Annotated in this window: 16 protein-coding genes; 11 read left to right on the forward strand and 5 right to left on the reverse strand. The window is 50.3% G+C overall.

The features are described from left to right. Positions 1-71: 71 nt before the first annotated feature. The 9 genes from ACJJIB_RS13085 (at position 72) to ACJJIB_RS13125 (ending at position 9,071) form a co-directional block, all read left to right on the forward strand. Positions 72-779, forward strand: a complete 708-nt coding sequence (locus ACJJIB_RS13085) for a TVP38/TMEM64 family protein (protein WP_444886380.1) — start codon at positions 72-74, stop codon at positions 777-779. Continuing rightward, the gene (locus tag ACJJIB_RS13090; protein ID WP_444886381.1) at positions 779-3,022 is read left to right on the forward strand and encodes a hypothetical protein; all 2,244 of its coding nucleotides are present in this window, start codon (positions 779-781) and stop codon (positions 3,020-3,022) included. The genes ACJJIB_RS13085 and ACJJIB_RS13090 overlap by 1 nt, the downstream gene beginning before the upstream one ends. Then, positions 3,019-4,293: a glycosyltransferase gene (locus ACJJIB_RS13095; RefSeq protein WP_444886382.1), complete on the forward strand. Its 1,275-nt coding sequence runs from the start codon at positions 3,019-3,021 to the stop codon at positions 4,291-4,293. Before ACJJIB_RS13090 ends, ACJJIB_RS13095 begins: the two co-directional genes overlap by 4 nt. Before the next feature lie 9 nt (positions 4,294-4,302). After that, the gene (locus ACJJIB_RS13100; protein ID WP_444886383.1) at positions 4,303-6,750 is read left to right on the forward strand and encodes an endonuclease/exonuclease/phosphatase family protein; all 2,448 of its coding nucleotides are present in this window, start codon (positions 4,303-4,305) and stop codon (positions 6,748-6,750) included. 178 nt (positions 6,751-6,928) lie between these two features. Beyond that, entirely contained in the window at positions 6,929-7,612 is a 684-nt protein-coding gene (locus ACJJIB_RS13105) for a Bax inhibitor-1/YccA family protein (protein ID WP_152453311.1), read from the forward strand. A gap of 65 nt (positions 7,613-7,677) precedes the next feature. Then, positions 7,678-8,070: a sulfurtransferase complex subunit TusD gene (tusD, locus tag ACJJIB_RS13110; RefSeq protein ID WP_444886384.1), complete on the forward strand. Its 393-nt coding sequence runs from the start codon at positions 7,678-7,680 to the stop codon at positions 8,068-8,070. 2 nt (positions 8,071-8,072) lie between these two features. Further along, positions 8,073-8,435, forward strand: a complete 363-nt coding sequence (gene tusC / locus ACJJIB_RS13115; RefSeq protein ID WP_444886385.1) for a sulfurtransferase complex subunit TusC — start codon at positions 8,073-8,075, stop codon at positions 8,433-8,435. Between the two features lies 1 nt (position 8,436). Beyond that, the gene (gene tusB, locus ACJJIB_RS13120) at positions 8,437-8,727 is read left to right on the forward strand and encodes a sulfurtransferase complex subunit TusB (protein WP_444886386.1); all 291 of its coding nucleotides are present in this window, start codon (positions 8,437-8,439) and stop codon (positions 8,725-8,727) included. A gap of 8 nt (positions 8,728-8,735) precedes the next feature. Beyond that, complete coding sequence (locus tag ACJJIB_RS13125) at positions 8,736-9,071, forward strand: TusE/DsrC/DsvC family sulfur relay protein (RefSeq protein ID WP_444886387.1); 336 nt, start codon at positions 8,736-8,738, stop codon at positions 9,069-9,071. A gap of 9 nt (positions 9,072-9,080) precedes the next feature. Here ACJJIB_RS13125 and ACJJIB_RS13130 read toward each other — a convergent pair whose 3' ends face one another. Beyond that, complete coding sequence (locus tag ACJJIB_RS13130) at positions 9,081-9,485, reverse strand: secondary thiamine-phosphate synthase enzyme YjbQ (RefSeq protein ID WP_444886388.1); 405 nt, start codon at positions 9,483-9,485, stop codon at positions 9,081-9,083. A gap of 55 nt (positions 9,486-9,540) precedes the next feature. On the opposite strand from ACJJIB_RS13130, the gene trmA reads away from it, so the two are divergent. Continuing rightward, positions 9,541-10,629, forward strand: coding sequence for a tRNA (uridine(54)-C5)-methyltransferase TrmA (trmA, locus tag ACJJIB_RS13135; RefSeq protein WP_444886389.1), 1,089 nt, complete (start codon positions 9,541-9,543; stop codon positions 10,627-10,629). 334 nt (positions 10,630-10,963) lie between these two features. Here trmA and ACJJIB_RS13140 read toward each other — a convergent pair whose 3' ends face one another. From ACJJIB_RS13140 to ACJJIB_RS13155, 4 genes are all read right to left on the reverse strand, one after another. Beyond that, the gene (locus tag ACJJIB_RS13140) at positions 10,964-11,284 is read right to left on the reverse strand and encodes a hypothetical protein (RefSeq protein ID WP_444886390.1); all 321 of its coding nucleotides are present in this window, start codon (positions 11,282-11,284) and stop codon (positions 10,964-10,966) included. A 34-nt stretch (positions 11,285-11,318) separates the two neighbouring features. Next, positions 11,319-12,035, reverse strand: coding sequence for a helix-turn-helix transcriptional regulator (locus tag ACJJIB_RS13145; RefSeq protein WP_444886391.1), 717 nt, complete (start codon positions 12,033-12,035; stop codon positions 11,319-11,321). 211 nt (positions 12,036-12,246) lie between these two features. Beyond that, positions 12,247-13,746 (reverse strand): vanadium-dependent haloperoxidase, encoded by a 1,500-nt coding sequence (locus ACJJIB_RS13150; protein WP_444886392.1) that lies wholly within the window; start codon positions 13,744-13,746, stop codon positions 12,247-12,249. 895 nt (positions 13,747-14,641) lie between these two features. Next, positions 14,642-15,259, reverse strand: a complete 618-nt coding sequence (locus tag ACJJIB_RS13155; RefSeq protein WP_444886393.1) for a LysE family translocator — start codon at positions 15,257-15,259, stop codon at positions 14,642-14,644. 296 nt (positions 15,260-15,555) lie between these two features. On the opposite strand from ACJJIB_RS13155, the gene ACJJIB_RS13160 reads away from it, so the two are divergent. Then, a complete protein-coding gene (locus ACJJIB_RS13160) occupies positions 15,556-16,497 on the forward strand; it encodes an IS110 family RNA-guided transposase (protein WP_444886394.1) in 942 nt (313 codons plus the stop codon). Positions 16,498-16,513 lie beyond the last annotated feature (16 nt).

The raw sequence follows: 16,513 nt of genomic DNA on the forward strand, positions 1-16,513 counted from the left end.
CCCTTTTCCATTGGCTAGGCTAATAACTGGCGGCGATCAAAACCGCTTGTTGTTGGCTCCCGAGCAGTTCTATGGCGGTGAAATTCCTACCGGTAATTGTGATTCTGATTTGCCTGATCGCCGTGGCCGGTGCGCTCAGCCTGATGATGTATTTCAACCTGGATGAGCGACTGATCGAACTGTTCCAGTGGCTCAATGAGCAGGGCTGGCAAACCAGCCTGCTATTCGTGTTAATCGTTGCCCTGGCGATCGTATTGTTGTTGCCTGGTGTTATTTTCACCATGGGCGCAGGATTTGTATTTGGAGTAATCAAAGGCACTTTGTTGGTACTGGTGGGAACCGTCCTAGGCGCAACCCTGGCCTTTCTGATTGCCCGCTACTTGCTCGGAGAGAGGCCATCACGCTGGATTATGTCCCACATAAAGCCCGCCACGGTGGGCGAAGTGATTCGTCGTGAGGGCTGGCAGATGATCATGTTAACCCGCCTGGTACCACTGTTCCCTTTCAAGCTCTCCAACTATTTCTTTGGGCTAACACCGGTTCGCTTGCGGGATTTCATACTGGGCAATGCTCTGGGGGTAATTCCCCTTACCCTGAACAATGTGTATGTAGGCTCCATCGCCGCGGATCTAACCTCCCTGGGTGAGGTGGAGGAGCGCACTACGGTGCAATGGGCGCTTTACATCATGGGGTTTGTACTTGCTGTACTAGCCTTGATCGGCCTCACACGCATGGCGCGACGCGCCCTGAAGAAGATCGTGAAAGAAGAGGATCTCTGATGCCCTGGATGAAATGGCTACCGTGGCGCTTCTTCGTACGCCGATTTGCCACCGCCCACGGTTTTCTTGATCCGCTGACATTGATGGCTCGCTTACAGCGCTTCGCCGAACCCTCAGAAGTCAGCGAGCCCATTGAGCTACTGCGTGCGGGTGCGGTATTTCACGCCCGTGCACTGATCAACAGCAAGGTAATCCAGCACAATCTGGACTGGGTCTGGCCCTATTGGATACAACGCCAGTTTGACCCACGAGATAATTCGTTTATCCCCCGGGCTTTTTCTATTACCCACTGTAACCTCAGCCACCGCAATTGGACCGCTGTGGGGTTGCCGGACTGTGAGGCTTTGCCGGTGGTCGATCCCCGTGGCCTGGTCACACCTTATTACGATGGGTGGTCCATTGATGCCTGGGTAATCGGCGACGGTGGCGAGGAATTAACTCCCGCCTCCCTCACCTACTGTGAGCAACACCAGGAACTGGATGATCACCTCTCTGTGGTTACGGAATCCGCTCGCCACGGACTCAAACTGCGCAACACTGTATCCGTAGAAGCCATTGATGGAGCCCCCCACTGCAACATCAAACTTACCGCCAGTTGCCGGGACAGCGGCTGGCTATTGGTGGTCCTGCGCCCATGTAATCCAGAGGGGGTCAGTTTTGTACACAAGGTGCGCCTCAATGACCAAGGCCGGGGGTGGCTCATTGAAGACAAGCAAGCGGTTTTATTCAGTCAACCCATCGACAAGCACCTGGCCTCAGATTATCGCGGTGGGGATATTTACCTGCACTTGAAAGACGAAACTGGGCGTATGCAGGGTGAATGTGATGTGGGCATGGCCTCCGCTGCAGCCATGTTTCGATTAGAGCGTCACAAACCTCTGAAGCTGGAAGTTTCAATTCCCCTCGACAGCGAAACCCCTAAAGACACAGAGACGAAAGACTGGGCGGAAAGTTTGGCAGGCCACTGCGCGCTCAAGATTCCAGATCGGGACTTCCAATTCCTCTACGACTCAGCCATTCGCACCCTAATTCTGCACTCCCCCAAAGATGTGTACCCAGGCCCCTACACCTACAAGCGATTCTGGTTCCGGGATGCCGCCTTTATGATCCAGTCACTGCTTTACGCAGGCTTGATAGATCGCGCAGAACGGGCTTTGGATCAGTTTCCCCATCGACAAAAACGCGATGGTTTTTTTCACTCCCAGGATGGTGAGTGGGATTCCAACGGTGAAGCTCTTTGGATATTCAACTTATTTTGCCAACTGGCAAATAAGCCGCTTAAGCAATTCTGGTGCGAGCCCATCCTCAAGGGAGCCAGATGGATTATCAACAAGCGCCTGCCCCAGGATGGCAGCCTCTGTGCGGGCCTGTTACCAGCGGGCTTCAGTGCAGAGCACCTGGGCCCCAACGACTGTTACTACTGGGATGACTTTTGGGGAGTAGCCGGATTACACGCCGCTGCCGCCATCTGCACCAGAGAAGGCATCGACGACAATGCACACCGATTCAGCACTGCCGCCAATGATTTTCAGCGCACCATTGACGAAAGCCTCAGCAGTGCTCAAGAACGGCTAGGAAGATCCGCCATGCCGGCCTCTCCCAACCGGCGCCTGGATGCCGGAGCTATCGGGTCCGTGGTGGCAGGCTATCCACTACAGCTCTACCCCCCAGATGATCCCCGCTTGATCGACCTGGCTGACTTTTTGATCGACAAATGCTTTGTCAGCGGCGGTTTCTTTCAAGATATGATCCACTCGGGTATCAATGCCTACCTCACACTACATATTGCCCAGGTCTTACTGCGCGCCGGGGATCGGCGATGCCTGGAGTTGATGCGCAGTGTCGCCAAACTGGCCTCCCCCACCGGCCAGTGGCCTGAAGCCATCCACCCCCATTCCCTGGGCGGTTGCATGGGCGACGGGCAGCATGCCTGGGCCGCTGCAGAGTGGGTCGCCATGCAGCGCAATTGCTTTGTGCGAGAGGAACAGGACGCCTTGATACTGGTCTCAGGATTACCGCCGGAATGGCTCAAGGATACGTCTGCCAAGGTCCCCATTCGCTTCGGCCCAGCGCCGACGCGCTTTGGAGTGATTTCCCTGGAGATCACTCCCGGAGTCCGCCCAAAGGTCTCCTGGACCGCAGACTGGTACGGAAAGCCACCGGCCATTGCTGTTAACCCCATTGGCTTTCCACCCACACTGGTTGGCGAGGGGCTGCAATCTGTGGAGTTAAAATCCCAGTGAATATCGTCATGCTGACCAACACCTACTTACCCCATGTCGGTGGCGTGGCGCACTCGGTCGCTGCTTTCAGCGAGGAATATCGCAAGCGAGGGCACAGGGTTTTGATCGTGGCCCCGGAATTTCCAGAGAAAATCGCCGGGGAAAAGCACGTTGTACGCATCCACGCCATCCAAAATTTCAATGGCAGCGACTTCTCAGTAGCACTGCCTTTTTCACCGGATTTGAGTGATCGGCTAGATCAATTCAAGCCCGATATCGTTCACGCCCACCACCCTTTTCTTCTGGGCATGACTGCCCTTCGGGTAGCCCGGCAGCGGGAGCTACCGCTGGTTTTCACCCACCACACGCTCTATGAGCACTATACCCACTATGTACCCGCTGACTCTCAAGTGCTGAAACGCTTCGTGATTGAGCTGGCCACACGCTATGCCAACCTGTCCAGCCTGGTACTGGCACCCAGCCACAGCATTGTTAAATTATTGCGCGAGCGCGGCGTTCAAACCCCCATCGCCGAGGTGCCCACGGGCGTTCAACTGGAGGACTACAACAACGGCGACGGCAGCAAGGTGCGTCGGCGCCTGGGTATTCCCAAGTCCGCATTTGTGGTGGGCCACCTGGGCCGCTTTGGTCAGGAAAAAAATCTGCGTTTCCTCTGCAATGCAGTGACGAGATTTATGCGGGATGAAGGCAACGCTCACTTCCTGTTTGCCGGCAGCGGACCTCTTGAGGATGAGCTGCAGGCAATTTTTGCCAGCCGGGGGCTTTCCCAGCGTCTGCATATGCCCGGTGCAGTGCTCGGCGAGGCGCGCCGGGACATGTACAACGCCATGGACGCTTTTGTTTTCGCCTCTACTAGTGAAACTCAGGGGCTAGTGCTCTCTGAGGCCATGGCTGGAGGGGTACCGGTTATTGCCCTGGATGCCAACGGCTCCCGGGAAATGGTACGCAATGGTAAAAATGGGCGACTGGTGACGGAAATAAACCTGGAAAGCTTTATTGAGGCAATCCGCTGGCTTTACCAGCTACCCCCGGAACAACGCCAGGCTCTCAACCGAGAAGCCTTAAACACCGCACGGGATTTCTCTATGCACAGCTGTGCACAGAGAGCGCTGGATCTCTATCAACCTCTGCTCAAATACGGATGGGCCCTGGATGACTCCCTCTTCGCCCAGTGGATGCGCATGCGCAATCTTATTGGTGCCCAGTGGGAGATTATCGAAGGGTTGACCGGAGCCGCCGGTGCGGCATTTGGCCAGGCACCGGAGCCATAGCCGCCCATTATGTTAAGCAGAGTCGGACTTTCCATTAGGCGCTGGCGCCGCCGCTTCAGCCGCAGCGAGTGGATCGCCAAACTGTTAGGACTCTCCACCAGCGGCCGCCAACCCCACGCACCGGGTTTGATCCTGATCCAGATTGATGGTTTGGCACATCCGGAACTCTTAAAGGCTCTTTCCGGGGGCCGGATGCCTTTCTTAAAGGGCCTGATCCGCAAAGAACACTACCGCCTGGAACACATGTTTTCCGGGATTCCCTCCACCACCCCCGCCGTACAGGCAGAGCTGTTCTACGGTGTGCGCCAGGCGGTACCGGCCTTTGGCTTTCTTATTCATGAAACCCAAAAACTCGGCCGTATGTACGACCCGGAAGTGGCCGCGCTGGTGGAAAGCAGGGATATGTTCAAACAGCGTGACCCCCTTCTGCGCGATGGCAGTTGCTACCTGAGCCTGTTTCGCGCCGGTACCAAAACCGGCGAGGCACACTTTTGCCCAGCCGATCAGGGCTGGGGTCCAGCCCTGCGCAGTGCCAGCCCCTGGACCATTGCCGTTCTCATCCTGACCAACTTATGGAGTCTGATACGCACAGCTGCACTGATTGTGGTGGAGTTGCTGCTATCCCTTGTAGACTGCATACGCGGCGTGATGCAGGGGCAAAACCTGCTCAAGGAGTTGATGTTTGTCCCCACCCGGGTCGGTATCACCATTCTCTCAAGAGAATTTTGCACCATGGGGGTCAAGGTGGACATCAGCCGCGGCCTACCCATTATTTATGTAAATTTGCTCGGTTATGACGAGCAGTCCCACCGACGCGGCCCGCGCTCGGCGTTCGCCCACTGGGTATTGAAGGGTATCGACGATGCCATAGCCCGCATTTGGCGTGCCGCCCATGCCTCCGATCGGCGCCACTACGATGTGTGGATTTTTTCCGATCATGGCCAGGAACAAACCAAGCCCTACGAGGAGGTCTTTGGCCGCAGTCTTGGCGATGCTCTGTCAGAGACATTATCCGATCTCGCAAAACCGCCAGAAATTGAGCCAGGCCAAAGCAGGCACGGCGTGCAGCTGGAGCGGGCGCGCTTGTTTGGCAGCGAATGGATAGATAAAAAAGACATAGAAAAACAGGAGAGGTCTGTTGATTGCAGCACCAGTAAAACCCCTCTGGCACTCACCGCCCTTGGCCCTCTGGCCATGCTCTACAACCTGGAATTGGGTAATATCAGCCGCGAAGAGGTCGCTCGCAAAATAGTTGAACAGGCCCATGTGCCTCTGGTGCTCTATCGGGTGGACCCCACTTCGGCAAAGTCCCCGGTGCACGGATGGTGGAAACATGGCCCGGTGAGGCTACCCGAAGACGGCCGCAAGTTGATGGGGGACGAGCACCCCTACCCCGAGCAATCCATTGCCGACATGATCAGCTTGTGCAGTCACCCCGACTCCGGCGACTTTATGATGTACGGCTGGTGCTCCAGCGAGGAACAGCCTCTGACTTTCGCCATGGAAAACGGCAGCCACGGTGCCGCCGGCCCCAGGGAAACCCACGCCTTTGCCCTAATGCCTAAAGATATACAGCCACCAGATCCGCGGCTGGGCTACTGGCGCCCCCAGGATCTACGCTCTGCTGCGAGGGCCTACCTGCGCGGCGCCCACCCTATGAAACTGGATGAGCACCAGCTGCCACAAAAAACTCTGCGAGTCATGACTTACAATGTGCATAGCTGTAAAGGAACCGACGGTACTCTGTCACCGCAGCGTATTGCCAGGGTAATCGCCCGCTACCGCCCCGATATTGTCGCCTTGCAGGAACTGGATGTGAAACGCAAACGCACCGGGGGGCTTGATCAGGCTGAGCGACTGGCACGGTTGCTCTCAATGGATGTGCATTTTCAGCCAGCTATTAACCTCAATGAAGAGCGTTACGGCGACGCCATTCTCACTCACCTACCGGCAAAGCTGATCAAAAAAGGAATTTTACCGGGGCCACCCAAGGGTAAGGGGCGCTTGTTCAATCCCGCTGCAGATGAACCTCGCGGCGCCATTTGGGTAGAGGTTGAGCATAATGGCAGCAAAATTCAGGTGATCAATACGCATCTCGGACTCTCGCGCGCAGAGCGGTTACTGCAGGTGGATGCCCTGCTGGGACCAGAATGGCTGAGCAACCCTCGCTGTAAAGGCGAACGGATTTTACTCGGTGACTTCAATGCACTGCCCACTTCCGCCGAGTGTAAACGCCTCTGCGGCTACCTGCGCGATGCCCAGGAGCAAGCACCCAGGCATAGCCCTAAAGGCACTTTTCTCAAGGTGCGAATCGATCATATTTTCTTGAGCGCCGGCATTGTGATAAAAAAAGTGCGAGTGCCACGTACCGTGCTGACCCGACAAGCTTCGGATCACCTGCCTTTGATTGTCGATATCGAGGTGCCTTTTAGGCCCGAAGCAAGCAAAACCCCTTGAAAAATCTCCAGCGGTCCCTATTAATAGCAGGAGAAGATTCGACTAAAACCCTGAAAAAACTGCGGTTTTTCGAACTCAACTCAATTTATAGCCAGCGCCTAAAAGGGATTTCCCGACTTGATGGTCCCCACCGCGAGCTATATGATTCCGGTATCGATTAAATAGCAGGAGTCGCTAAATGCAACCGCAAGCTTATACAAATACCCGTGCACTGGACCGCTCGGAATCGGCGAAGGTGTTGCGCAATACCTATGCCCTCTTGGCCATGACTGTACTTTTTAGTGCTGTCACAGCCGGTATCTCTATGGCCGTCGGCATGGGCCGCGGCATGAGCCTGATCTGCTCTCTGGGAGCCCTGGCCCTGATTTGGTTCGTTCTGCCACGCACTGCCAATTCCAGCGCCGGCGTAGGTGTTGTTTTCGCATTCACCGGCCTATTGGGCGCATCTATCGGCCCATTGCTTAACCATTACCTGGGCCTCGCTGGCGGCGGCCAGATCGTAATGCAAGCTTTAGGTACCACAGCCCTGATTTTCTTTGCCCTGTCTGCTTACGTACTGACTACCCGCAAAGACTTCAGCTTTATGGGTGGTTTCCTGGCTGTTGGCCTGATCGCTGTACTGGTCTGCTTCCTGGCAGTCATCATCGCAGGCTTCTTCGGCATTCACATGCCTCTGGTCAGCGTTGCCCTGAGTGGTGTTGTTGCCCTGCTGATGTCAGGTTTCATCCTGTATGACACTAGCCGTATCATCAACGGCGGTGAGACTAACTACCTGATGGCAACGGCTTCCCTATACCTGAATATCTTCAACCTGTTCACCAGCCTGCTGCACATTCTTGGGTTCGCTTCCTCTGACGACTAAGCATAAGTGCTGCTGAGCTAGACCCAATGCCCCGCTCTGCGGGGCATTTTACTATTTGGCCCCCTATGAAGTTTTCCCTGGCAATTTACTCCGCTCCGCACGCCTCGCAATCGGCAGCCAGCGCATTGCGCTTTGCCAAAGCGCTACTGGCCGAGGGTCATGAAATCTACCGGATTTTTTTCTACTGTGATGGCATACAAAACGGTAACAATATTGCCGCGCCCCCCCAGGACGAAGCCGACCTGATCAATGGGTGGCAATCACTGCAACAGAAACACAACCTGGATTTGGTCGTCTGTATCGCCGCAGCGCAGAGACGCGGTGTCTTAAGCCAGCGGGAAGCAAACCGCCTGGAAAAGCCAGCAGCCAATCTTGCAGAAGGCTTCGAACTGGCCGGCCTCGGCCAGCTCACCGATGCCGTTGCCAACTCTGAGCGCCTGATCACTTTTGGAGGTTAACAATGGGAAACCAGACCCTGGCCCTATGCAGGGCTGCACCCTATGGGAGCGCCCTGGCCCGAGAGGGGATTGAAGCTGTGCTCGCCTCAGCGGCTATGGAACAGGACGTTGATTTGTTATTCCTTGGCGATGGCGTATTCCAACTACTGGACAACCAAGCTCCAGAGGCCATAGAACAAAAAAACCTGTACCGGAACCTTATGGCACTCCCTATGTTTGGGGTCGAACAGCTCTATGTGTGCCAGCACAGCCTGGAGCAAAGAGGTATTCACCCTGACCAAATACAGATTCCCGGAGCGGAAATCTCCCTGGTTACTAAGCCAGGGAAGCTAATCGCTGCTTACCAGTGCGTGTTGAGTTTTTAAGATGACCTTACATATTGTCAGTAAATCGCCTTTTAGCAGCCAGGCCCTACACGATTGCCTGCAGAGTCTCACCGAAGGCGATGCCCTACTCTTGCTTGAAGACGGGGTCTACGCCCTGAAGCACCAAGCCTTGCACGACCTACAAGAAGCAAAGGTCTACTGCCTGATAGCCGATAGCGAAGCCCGCGGCATACAGGCCAGCTCGACACTCGCCTCAGTAGAGATGATCAACGATGCTCGCTGGGTGCAACTATGTACCGAGCATAACCCCATAGTCAGTTGGTTCCGGTGATCAATACAATGAGCAACCTAACTGTAAATGGCCGGGAAATCCCTCTGGATAAAGAGGGTTACCTGCGAGACCTCAATGATTGGAACCGCGATGTGGCCGAAGAGCTAGCTCACGCCGAGAAAATCGAGCTGACCAACGCCCACTGGGAGGTCATTGAGCTGCTGCAGGAATTTTATCGCCAATTTGAACTATCTCCCGCTATGCGCCCGCTAGTAAAGTTTATCGGCCAGCACCTGGGCTCGGAAAAAGGTCGCAGCATCTACCTCATGCAGCTGTTCCCCCCAAGCCCAGCCAAGATTGCCAGCAAAATTGCCGGTCTCCCCAAGCCCACCAACTGCCTCTAGGCCGAACATTTAGATATGGAGAATAACTCTGCGCTCACCCTGGTGGTGTCGGTGCTCCCACAAATAGATACCCTGCCATGTACCTAACATTAGCCGCCCATTTTGCACAGGGATCGAGAGGCTAGTGGCAGTCAGGGCCGCTTTGATATGGGCTGGCATATCATCTGGCCCCTCAAGAGTATGGGTATAGAGGCGATCATCCTCTGGCACCAGCCGGTTGAGCCACTGCTCAAGATCCCTGCGCGCGCTGGGGTCAGCATTCTCCTGGATCAGCAGGCTCGCCGAAGTATGTTGTATAAATAGCGTACAAAGCCCCTCCCCCACATTGAGCCTCGACACCCAATCGGCCACTTGGCTGGTAAACTCCTGAAGCCCCTGCCCAGACACTCTTATTGCAATCTCACCTATTGCCATACGGATTCCTATATAATTCGCGCCCGCTCTACCATTGAGACTACCGTATTTTAATATGGCACTGCACCGCGTTAACACCGACGACTATCAAGACCAGCTCCATGCAAAGGCCAAGCGCCTGGCCGAGGCCTATCGTGAATTTACTAATCTGGAGCCTGAGCTATTTCCATCTCCGCCCATTCACTACCGGCTTCGCGCCGAGTTCAAGGTTTGGCATGAAGGCGGCGTAGCTCATTACGCCATGTATCGCCAGGGTGAGTATAAAAAGCCTTTTATCATCGATACATTTACCGTGGGCTCGGAACTAATGAATCAGCTAATGCCCAAGGTCTTGGAGGCCGTTAACAGCAGCGAGATACTGCGCAAGCGCCTGTTCTCCGCCGAATTCCTTACCACTTTGAGTGGTGATGCGCTCATCACACTCATCTATCACAAAAAGCTGGAAGAGAGCTGGGAACAGGAAGCAAGGGCCTTACAAGAAAAACTGGGCTTCCCTATCCTTGGACGCTCGCGCAAGCAGAAAATGGTGTTAGAGCGAGATTTCGTCACCGAAAAACTGGATATCGATGGCAAGAGCTATCAGTACAAACAAGTAGAAGGCAGCTTTACCCAACCCAATGGGCACATTTGCCGTTCCATGATCCACTGGGCCAAGAATGCCTGCGGCCAGAACTCCAGCGACCTGCTTGAGCTCTATTGCGGCAATGGCAACTTTACCATTCCACTCAGTGAAAATTTTGAGAAAGTACTTGCCACTGAAATCTCCAAGGTTTCGGTCAACTCTGCCCAGGAGAATATTCAGGTAAACGGCATCAATAATCTGGATATCGTGCGCTTATCCAGTGAGGAGTTTACCCAGGCTATCGATAAGGTTCGCCCATTTCGTCGCCTCGCTCATATAGATCTTGATAGTTACAGTTTTGATACTGTGCTGGTAGATCCCCCCCGCGCCGGTCTGGATGAAGATACCTGTGCAATGGTTGCGCGCTTCCCTCGCATTCTGTATATCTCCTGTAATCCGGGGACCCAGCTGGAAAACCTCAAACTCTTGAGCAGGACCCACCGCATCGAGCGCTTTGCCTTATTCGATCAATTCCCCTACACAGACCACACCGAAACCGGCTTGTTACTGGTACGGAAATAACGACCAATGAAGGTATTACTCGGGGGCAACTTCTTACTGCCCCCGAAACAGCCTTACATCGCTCTAATCATCACTGTAAATCAATTGAAGACCTCACAGTCCCATAGCAAGAGGAAACCTTGAAGGGGAACTTTTGAGGAGAGGGGCATTACTTCCTACCAGTTATTGCAGCAAAGCGTAATCAACACCCGAAGGAAAAATTGTAGTACTTACATTTGAACAAAATGAACACTTATCGAAGTCACCCTCTCAATTCAGATCAAAACTGATATAAATAAAGAGCAGCACAAAAAGTGACACTCCTTATTACTTTCGTTCTGTGTCTAGCTATCTATCAAGCAATTCTCGACCAAAATGTCATATCAACAGATTCCGAGTCAAGAAGCTGCAAATACTTTTTTGTAACTTCATTATCCAGCCACAACTGACAAATCTGTTCAGCCCTTTCCTGGGTTGAGGCTAAAGCGACATCAGCGTAGATGCCATTTTTACCTCGCAGAAGGAAATGAGATAACAAAGCTTCTTGCTTGGATAAAAACGCATCATCCACCTCTTTTGAGAGTGCTATCAAGTCTTTCTCCGAAACACCTTCCCGGAGACGAAATGTAGCAAATTCAAAACCTATAAAATCAGCCGTTCGATTGTGATATAACATGATTCACTCCTTCTGTGGAGGTCACATTATCGAGTTAGACTCCTGACAGCATTGTGTCAGTAGTGTTTTGCAAAGATGAGCTTTTCTGCACTTCAATATAATCTGACAAGCTTACATTAGTGGGAAGTTCACGCTGGGACACTTCCAGGTCAAGGCTTTCAATACGATCAATTCTAAAGTCACGATATTCTTGCTTTAAACCACACCATCCACCAAGGGTCCACTTGCCACCCCAATAGAAGAGACCCAAGGGATAAACGATTCTCTTTGACCTACTGCCTACCAGGGAAGTATACGAAAGATAAATCCACTGCTTTGAACTAATCGATTTATGAAGCTGGTCCCACAAATTGAAGTCCACTGATCTTAAATGCTTACCTGGTACCCTAACTGTTTTATGGAGGTCATACTTCCCAAGATCAGGTAAACCAGCTTCAATTTTACTTAACAGTGAAAGTGAAGATTGCTTTAACTCAGCCCCAGTCCATGAAGACAGTAAATTTAAACCAATAATAAGCGCTTCAAATTCTTCTTGTGTTAATTGCAATGGGGGAAGTTCAAAACCACTTGAAAGGCGATACCCTACACCTGCTTCACCATAAACAGGAATCCCCGATACAGAGAGATCATCCATATACCTATAGATTGTCCGTTCAGAAACAGATAATTTTTTTGCAAGTTCTTTTGCTGTTATAGGCTGGTGAGTTCTTAAAATGTTCGTAAGCTGAAAAAGTCTATCTGATTTCCTCATTTTGGTTACTTCTCTCTATCCATAACTAAGGAAAAATTAATCAAAATAACAAACACTTTAACAGCTCAGGAAAATCTAGTCACCTCACCCAAGTTCCGCTACGCCGCTATGACAAAGCGGAAAGATTGCGCATAAGGAGCAAGACGCAAAGTGTAATCATTAATCATACCATTGAATCAGCAAATACACTCTCCGCCCCGATAAATCCTTATTATTCGCCTGCTACTTTTGAAAGATAAAATTGATAGGCACGGCTCGCAATTTCACGGCCTATCTTTTGGCCCGCTGGTACTGAAGGTTCAAAGTGCACACCAGCCCAAACACGGCTGTTTCCGCAGTCTTCCTCAAACGATGTCCAAGTCGGGAAATGCAAATACATATCAGCTTGTGGTGTTATACCAGGTTCAATCTGTGAGCTCCCCGCAGGAGCAGGTACACTATACCCTAACGTATCTCCTTGAGGTAAAAATAGGCGGCTTGTTTCTGCGTGAGCTGCACAAAAACTGGCAGATGCAGAGGGATATTCAGGATGATCTGCTACTGGCAAATAGCTTGTCCATTGACTAGCTGGCAAGTCGTTCACTGTTCCTTTGCCTACGCCACCCCAAGCAGTAACTAGCTCGTCCTTATAAATATAACGAACGGCAGAAAAAGGCCGTACTGAATTATGGCGACGCTTTTCTTTCCAAATTGCAATAGCGGTATCAAAAGCGGCCATATTGGTGAGGAAGTCATAATGAATGAAGTCCATCAACGAAAGACCTTGAGATTCAGATGCAAATACAGCAGCAAAGCCCAAGCTGAATATCTTCATATCAAACAGCTCGGCTTTCATCTTCTGTTCATCCGTCAAGCTCGCTGACGTATTCAGTACATCATTAACTTGCGCAACATAACTTGGATAGTTCCAGATTTTCGACTTTAGAGGTATTGGAGAGGTGAATTCATCCGGAGACTCATAGCTATAGGGTGTTGTCAGTGCAATTTGAGGGGTTACGAATTGCTGAACCCGGAATACGCCAGGGCGCTCCATTAAAACAGCTGGTTGCCATTTAGAAGGGAAGCGTAATTTGTATGCCGTATTAGCTGGCTTGAAATCGGTATAGTCGGCATAGGGTAAACGATGATATAGCTGATCTCCCTCATTACCCAACTGATTCATACCGTCATTGGCGCGCCCTTCCAATACCTTCCGGCCGGCATAGTTACCAATACCAATCGGCGTAGTAGTATCTTCAGAAAGGTTGTAGGGATCCAAACCTAATTCAACCAGCATGTTATCCCATTCGGGTACCAAATGTGGAAACAACCCACTTAGTACTTTATGAGATGCGTAAGAAAGTGCAATATTTAATTCACTGTTATCCGATGGCTGAGGCATCCTTGCAATGTCAGAATAAACACCTTTTGCAGTAGGGTGATAAGGTGCTGTTGCATCAAACCAGGAGTTGGTAATTAGTGTCGTAAAACGTAGCACTAAAGTTGCATCATTAGCAGCGGGCGAAACCTCAAAAATTGCGCAGGCCGCAGCAGGAATTATATTCTGTACTGCAGCATTGCAACTCTCCAAGTCTACAGAGCTACACTTTGGTGGCAATGTAACATCGGCCAATTGTGGGCAAGTGAAGGCTTGAGCCTGCCAGCTAGCTGAAACAACTAGAAAACCCAAAACTCCTTTTAGAGCCTGCTTATAAAATTTATTGCTTCGCATTAAACTTCCCTTTTCATTTGATTAACATTAATAACAGAACTTTCGTCCCATAAGACATTTCCGCCGTCAGCAAAAGCCTCGTAGACTATTTAAAAATTTTGACACTACTACCCCCCATTACCTTTTATAGTGATCATAACGTCCGCATTACTGCAATATTGTCACCCAACGCAAGCATTCTAAATATGTAGCGTCAAGCCAAGAAGAGACTAATCACCATTACAGTTCTTCTCGTATTAAGTACTTAGATGCTGCTGGCTATTAAGCAAACGATACATATAAAATTCTTATTAGATCGCACCTACTATTTACCAAGCAGCCTAACCGATGGAAGGGACACAGCCAAATACCCCAGAATACAAGAACTTACACCAAAAAAAAGACACAAGAATGGAGTAAGAAAAGTGTTCCAAACAGCGAATTTAAAACCTACCCTAGCGCCATCTTCATATAAATAAATAACTCGAAGGAAAGCATATTCTTCAGCTTAACTTTGTTGTTTTAGTCGACATGAATTTCAATTAAAGATGAGACGATCAGATTGCCTAGCGCGTCAGAATAAAACCTAGGGAGGTGATAGAAAAATATAGATAAATTTTGAGAATTCCAGAACCTCACCACAAGCAAGGATGCAACATCGATTAATTAGCGCCTTCAGACACTTAGAGTGAAAAATTACTACCCACTTAACTGGAGGAGGTTTCAATAATATTGGCGATAGTAGTCGTATCTACTTTCAGTTGATTAGGGCGAGCTACCACTCTAACTTTGAACTCTGTTGAGTATTGAACAACACGTTCTTCGCTCAATATTTTCGGCATTTTCTCCTACCCTATTCAAAAGGTAGGCGTCTACTCAATGGGAGAAGGTTTCAGGCGCGAAGTTAATTGACTTGTTATACCCGCTCACTAAACGCCAGCCTGATGCCGAGTACTGCAAAGCTAGTTGCAAAGAGCTTCTGAATTGCAATGCTTGCTTTCTCTAATTTAATAATGAATGTGCTAAAACTACCTGATAGAAAACCATACACAATAAAAACGCCAAACGTCATTATCATGAACACAACGCCAAGTGTAAGCATGCTATCCAATGCACCTTCTGTTGTAGCTGAAATAAACTGAGGAAGAAACGCTAGAAAGAAAATAGATAATTTGGGGTTTAGTATATTTAGCAAAAAGCCTTTTACTATGATGCCTGAGTATTTGCTGTCTGACTGCTGGTTAGAAACTGATAAAGGAGATGAGGAACGCCACATTTGATATGCCAAATAAAGCAAGTAGACAGCTCCGATGTATTTAACGATTTGAAACGCTATTACACTAGTGTGAAAAATTGCAGCCAAACCAAAAGCACTTGCTAAGAGTGCTGGAATGATGCCTAAAGTGCATCCTAGGGCAGCAAATAAACTTGCTTTTCTACCAATAAACAATCCGGTAGCCACAGTATACAACACTCCGGTCCCGGGAATTAAAACTACAACTAACGAAGTAAGTAAAAACTCTAAAGATATCATCCGGTGTATCCTTCTCCTGCAAGGGTATAACGTCCAGCTCGCATATTTTGCGGGCAATCGTGCTGCTTCTTGTATGGTTGTTCTTGTCCGATTCTGATGTTGAAAATCCTTTTCGCTAACGGGTAAATTGAGACCCACCTTCGGCGGCCACCGAAGGCCTTGTTTGTCACAGTTCGTTGCTGCGCCGGTTCATAAAGACCGTTAACAAGTATGAACGTGACAGACACTCACTAGGCATAACTCGAATAGTCATGTGGGCCTCGAGCCCGAATAGCAAGGCGGAGATAGCTTATCTTATGGAACCTCAAGAGATCAATGTCGGTGTCGATACCAGCAGTAAACAACTCGATATTTATGTGAGACCTACTGGCCAGTTCTTTAGTGTTAGCAATAACAAAGAGGGTATTAAAGACGCCATTAAACAACTACAACCGCTTAAACCGCAAAGAGTATTAATTGAGTCCACAGGAAGACTAGAATTAGAATTCGTTTGTGCTGCTCATAAAGCGGGACTGCCGATAGTTGTTTGCAATCCTGCGCAAGTAAGAAACTTTGCAAAGTCAGCGGGACGGCTTGCCAAAACAGATAAGCTGGATGCAATTGATATCGCACATTTTGGTGAAGCTATGAAGCCAAGATTGTCATCAATCAAACCAGAAAAACTAAGAAATATTAGTGATTTGCTGACGGTCAGGAACCAGTGCTTAGAGATGAGCACAATGCAAAAGAATCGCCTCAAGAGAATGCCCAAGTCTGTTCACAGGCCCATTCAGGCTATCTTAAAAGCCATCAAGAAAGAGCTAGAAGGAGTCGATAAGCAACTTGATAAACTTGTTAATAGTGTTGCCGAGTGGCGACAAAAACGCGATCTCTTATTAAGCGCTAAAGGAGTCGGCAATGTACTGGCTTACACGCTAATGAGCGAACTTCCTGAGCTGGGCAAGTTGAACCGCAAAGAGATTGCGGCACTTGTGGGTATCGCCCCGATGAATCGTGATAGCGGCAGCTTCCAGGGTAAGCGCTATATTCGAGGTGGGCGACATCGTGTACGCACGGTTTTGTTTGTTTCTATGATGTCGGCAATACAATGCCACCCTAAATTAAAGCCAATGTATGAGCGCCTGGTCGCTGCTGGTAAACCAAAGAAAGTAGCCCTTATCGCATGTATGAGGAAGCAACTTACCATTCTAAATACGATGGTAAAAAACAACACTTACTGGGATGAAAAAATGGCTTAAATACTTGACAAAGGAC

Source organism: Microbulbifer mixtoriginis (SeqCode) (assembly GCF_052467705.1).

Coding starts and splice junctions, on each gene's coding strand:
- tusC (WP_444886385.1), top strand. CDS start 8,073: ATGGGAAACCAGACCCTGGCCCTATGCAGGGCTGCACCCTATGGGAGC.
- tusD (WP_444886384.1), top strand. CDS start 7,678: ATGAAGTTTTCCCTGGCAATTTACTCCGCTCCGCACGCCTCGCAATCG.
- tusB (WP_444886386.1), top strand. CDS start 8,437: ATGACCTTACATATTGTCAGTAAATCGCCTTTTAGCAGCCAGGCCCTA.
- ACJJIB_RS13125 (WP_444886387.1), top strand. CDS start 8,736: ATGAGCAACCTAACTGTAAATGGCCGGGAAATCCCTCTGGATAAAGAG.
- ACJJIB_RS13100 (WP_444886383.1), top strand. CDS start 4,303: ATGTTAAGCAGAGTCGGACTTTCCATTAGGCGCTGGCGCCGCCGCTTC.
- ACJJIB_RS13140 (WP_444886390.1), bottom strand. CDS start 11,284: ATGTTATATCACAATCGAACGGCTGATTTTATAGGTTTTGAATTTGCT.
- ACJJIB_RS13130 (WP_444886388.1), bottom strand. CDS start 9,485: ATGGCAATAGGTGAGATTGCAATAAGAGTGTCTGGGCAGGGGCTTCAG.
- ACJJIB_RS13090 (WP_444886381.1), top strand. CDS start 779: ATGCCCTGGATGAAATGGCTACCGTGGCGCTTCTTCGTACGCCGATTT.
- ACJJIB_RS13085 (WP_444886380.1), top strand. CDS start 72: ATGGCGGTGAAATTCCTACCGGTAATTGTGATTCTGATTTGCCTGATC.
- ACJJIB_RS13155 (WP_444886393.1), bottom strand. CDS start 15,259: ATGATATCTTTAGAGTTTTTACTTACTTCGTTAGTTGTAGTTTTAATT.
- ACJJIB_RS13145 (WP_444886391.1), bottom strand. CDS start 12,035: ATGAGGAAATCAGATAGACTTTTTCAGCTTACGAACATTTTAAGAACT.
- trmA (WP_444886389.1), top strand. CDS start 9,541: ATGGCACTGCACCGCGTTAACACCGACGACTATCAAGACCAGCTCCAT.
- ACJJIB_RS13160 (WP_444886394.1), top strand. CDS start 15,556: ATGGAACCTCAAGAGATCAATGTCGGTGTCGATACCAGCAGTAAACAA.
- ACJJIB_RS13150 (WP_444886392.1), bottom strand. CDS start 13,746: ATGCGAAGCAATAAATTTTATAAGCAGGCTCTAAAAGGAGTTTTGGGT.
- ACJJIB_RS13105 (WP_152453311.1), top strand. CDS start 6,929: ATGCAACCGCAAGCTTATACAAATACCCGTGCACTGGACCGCTCGGAA.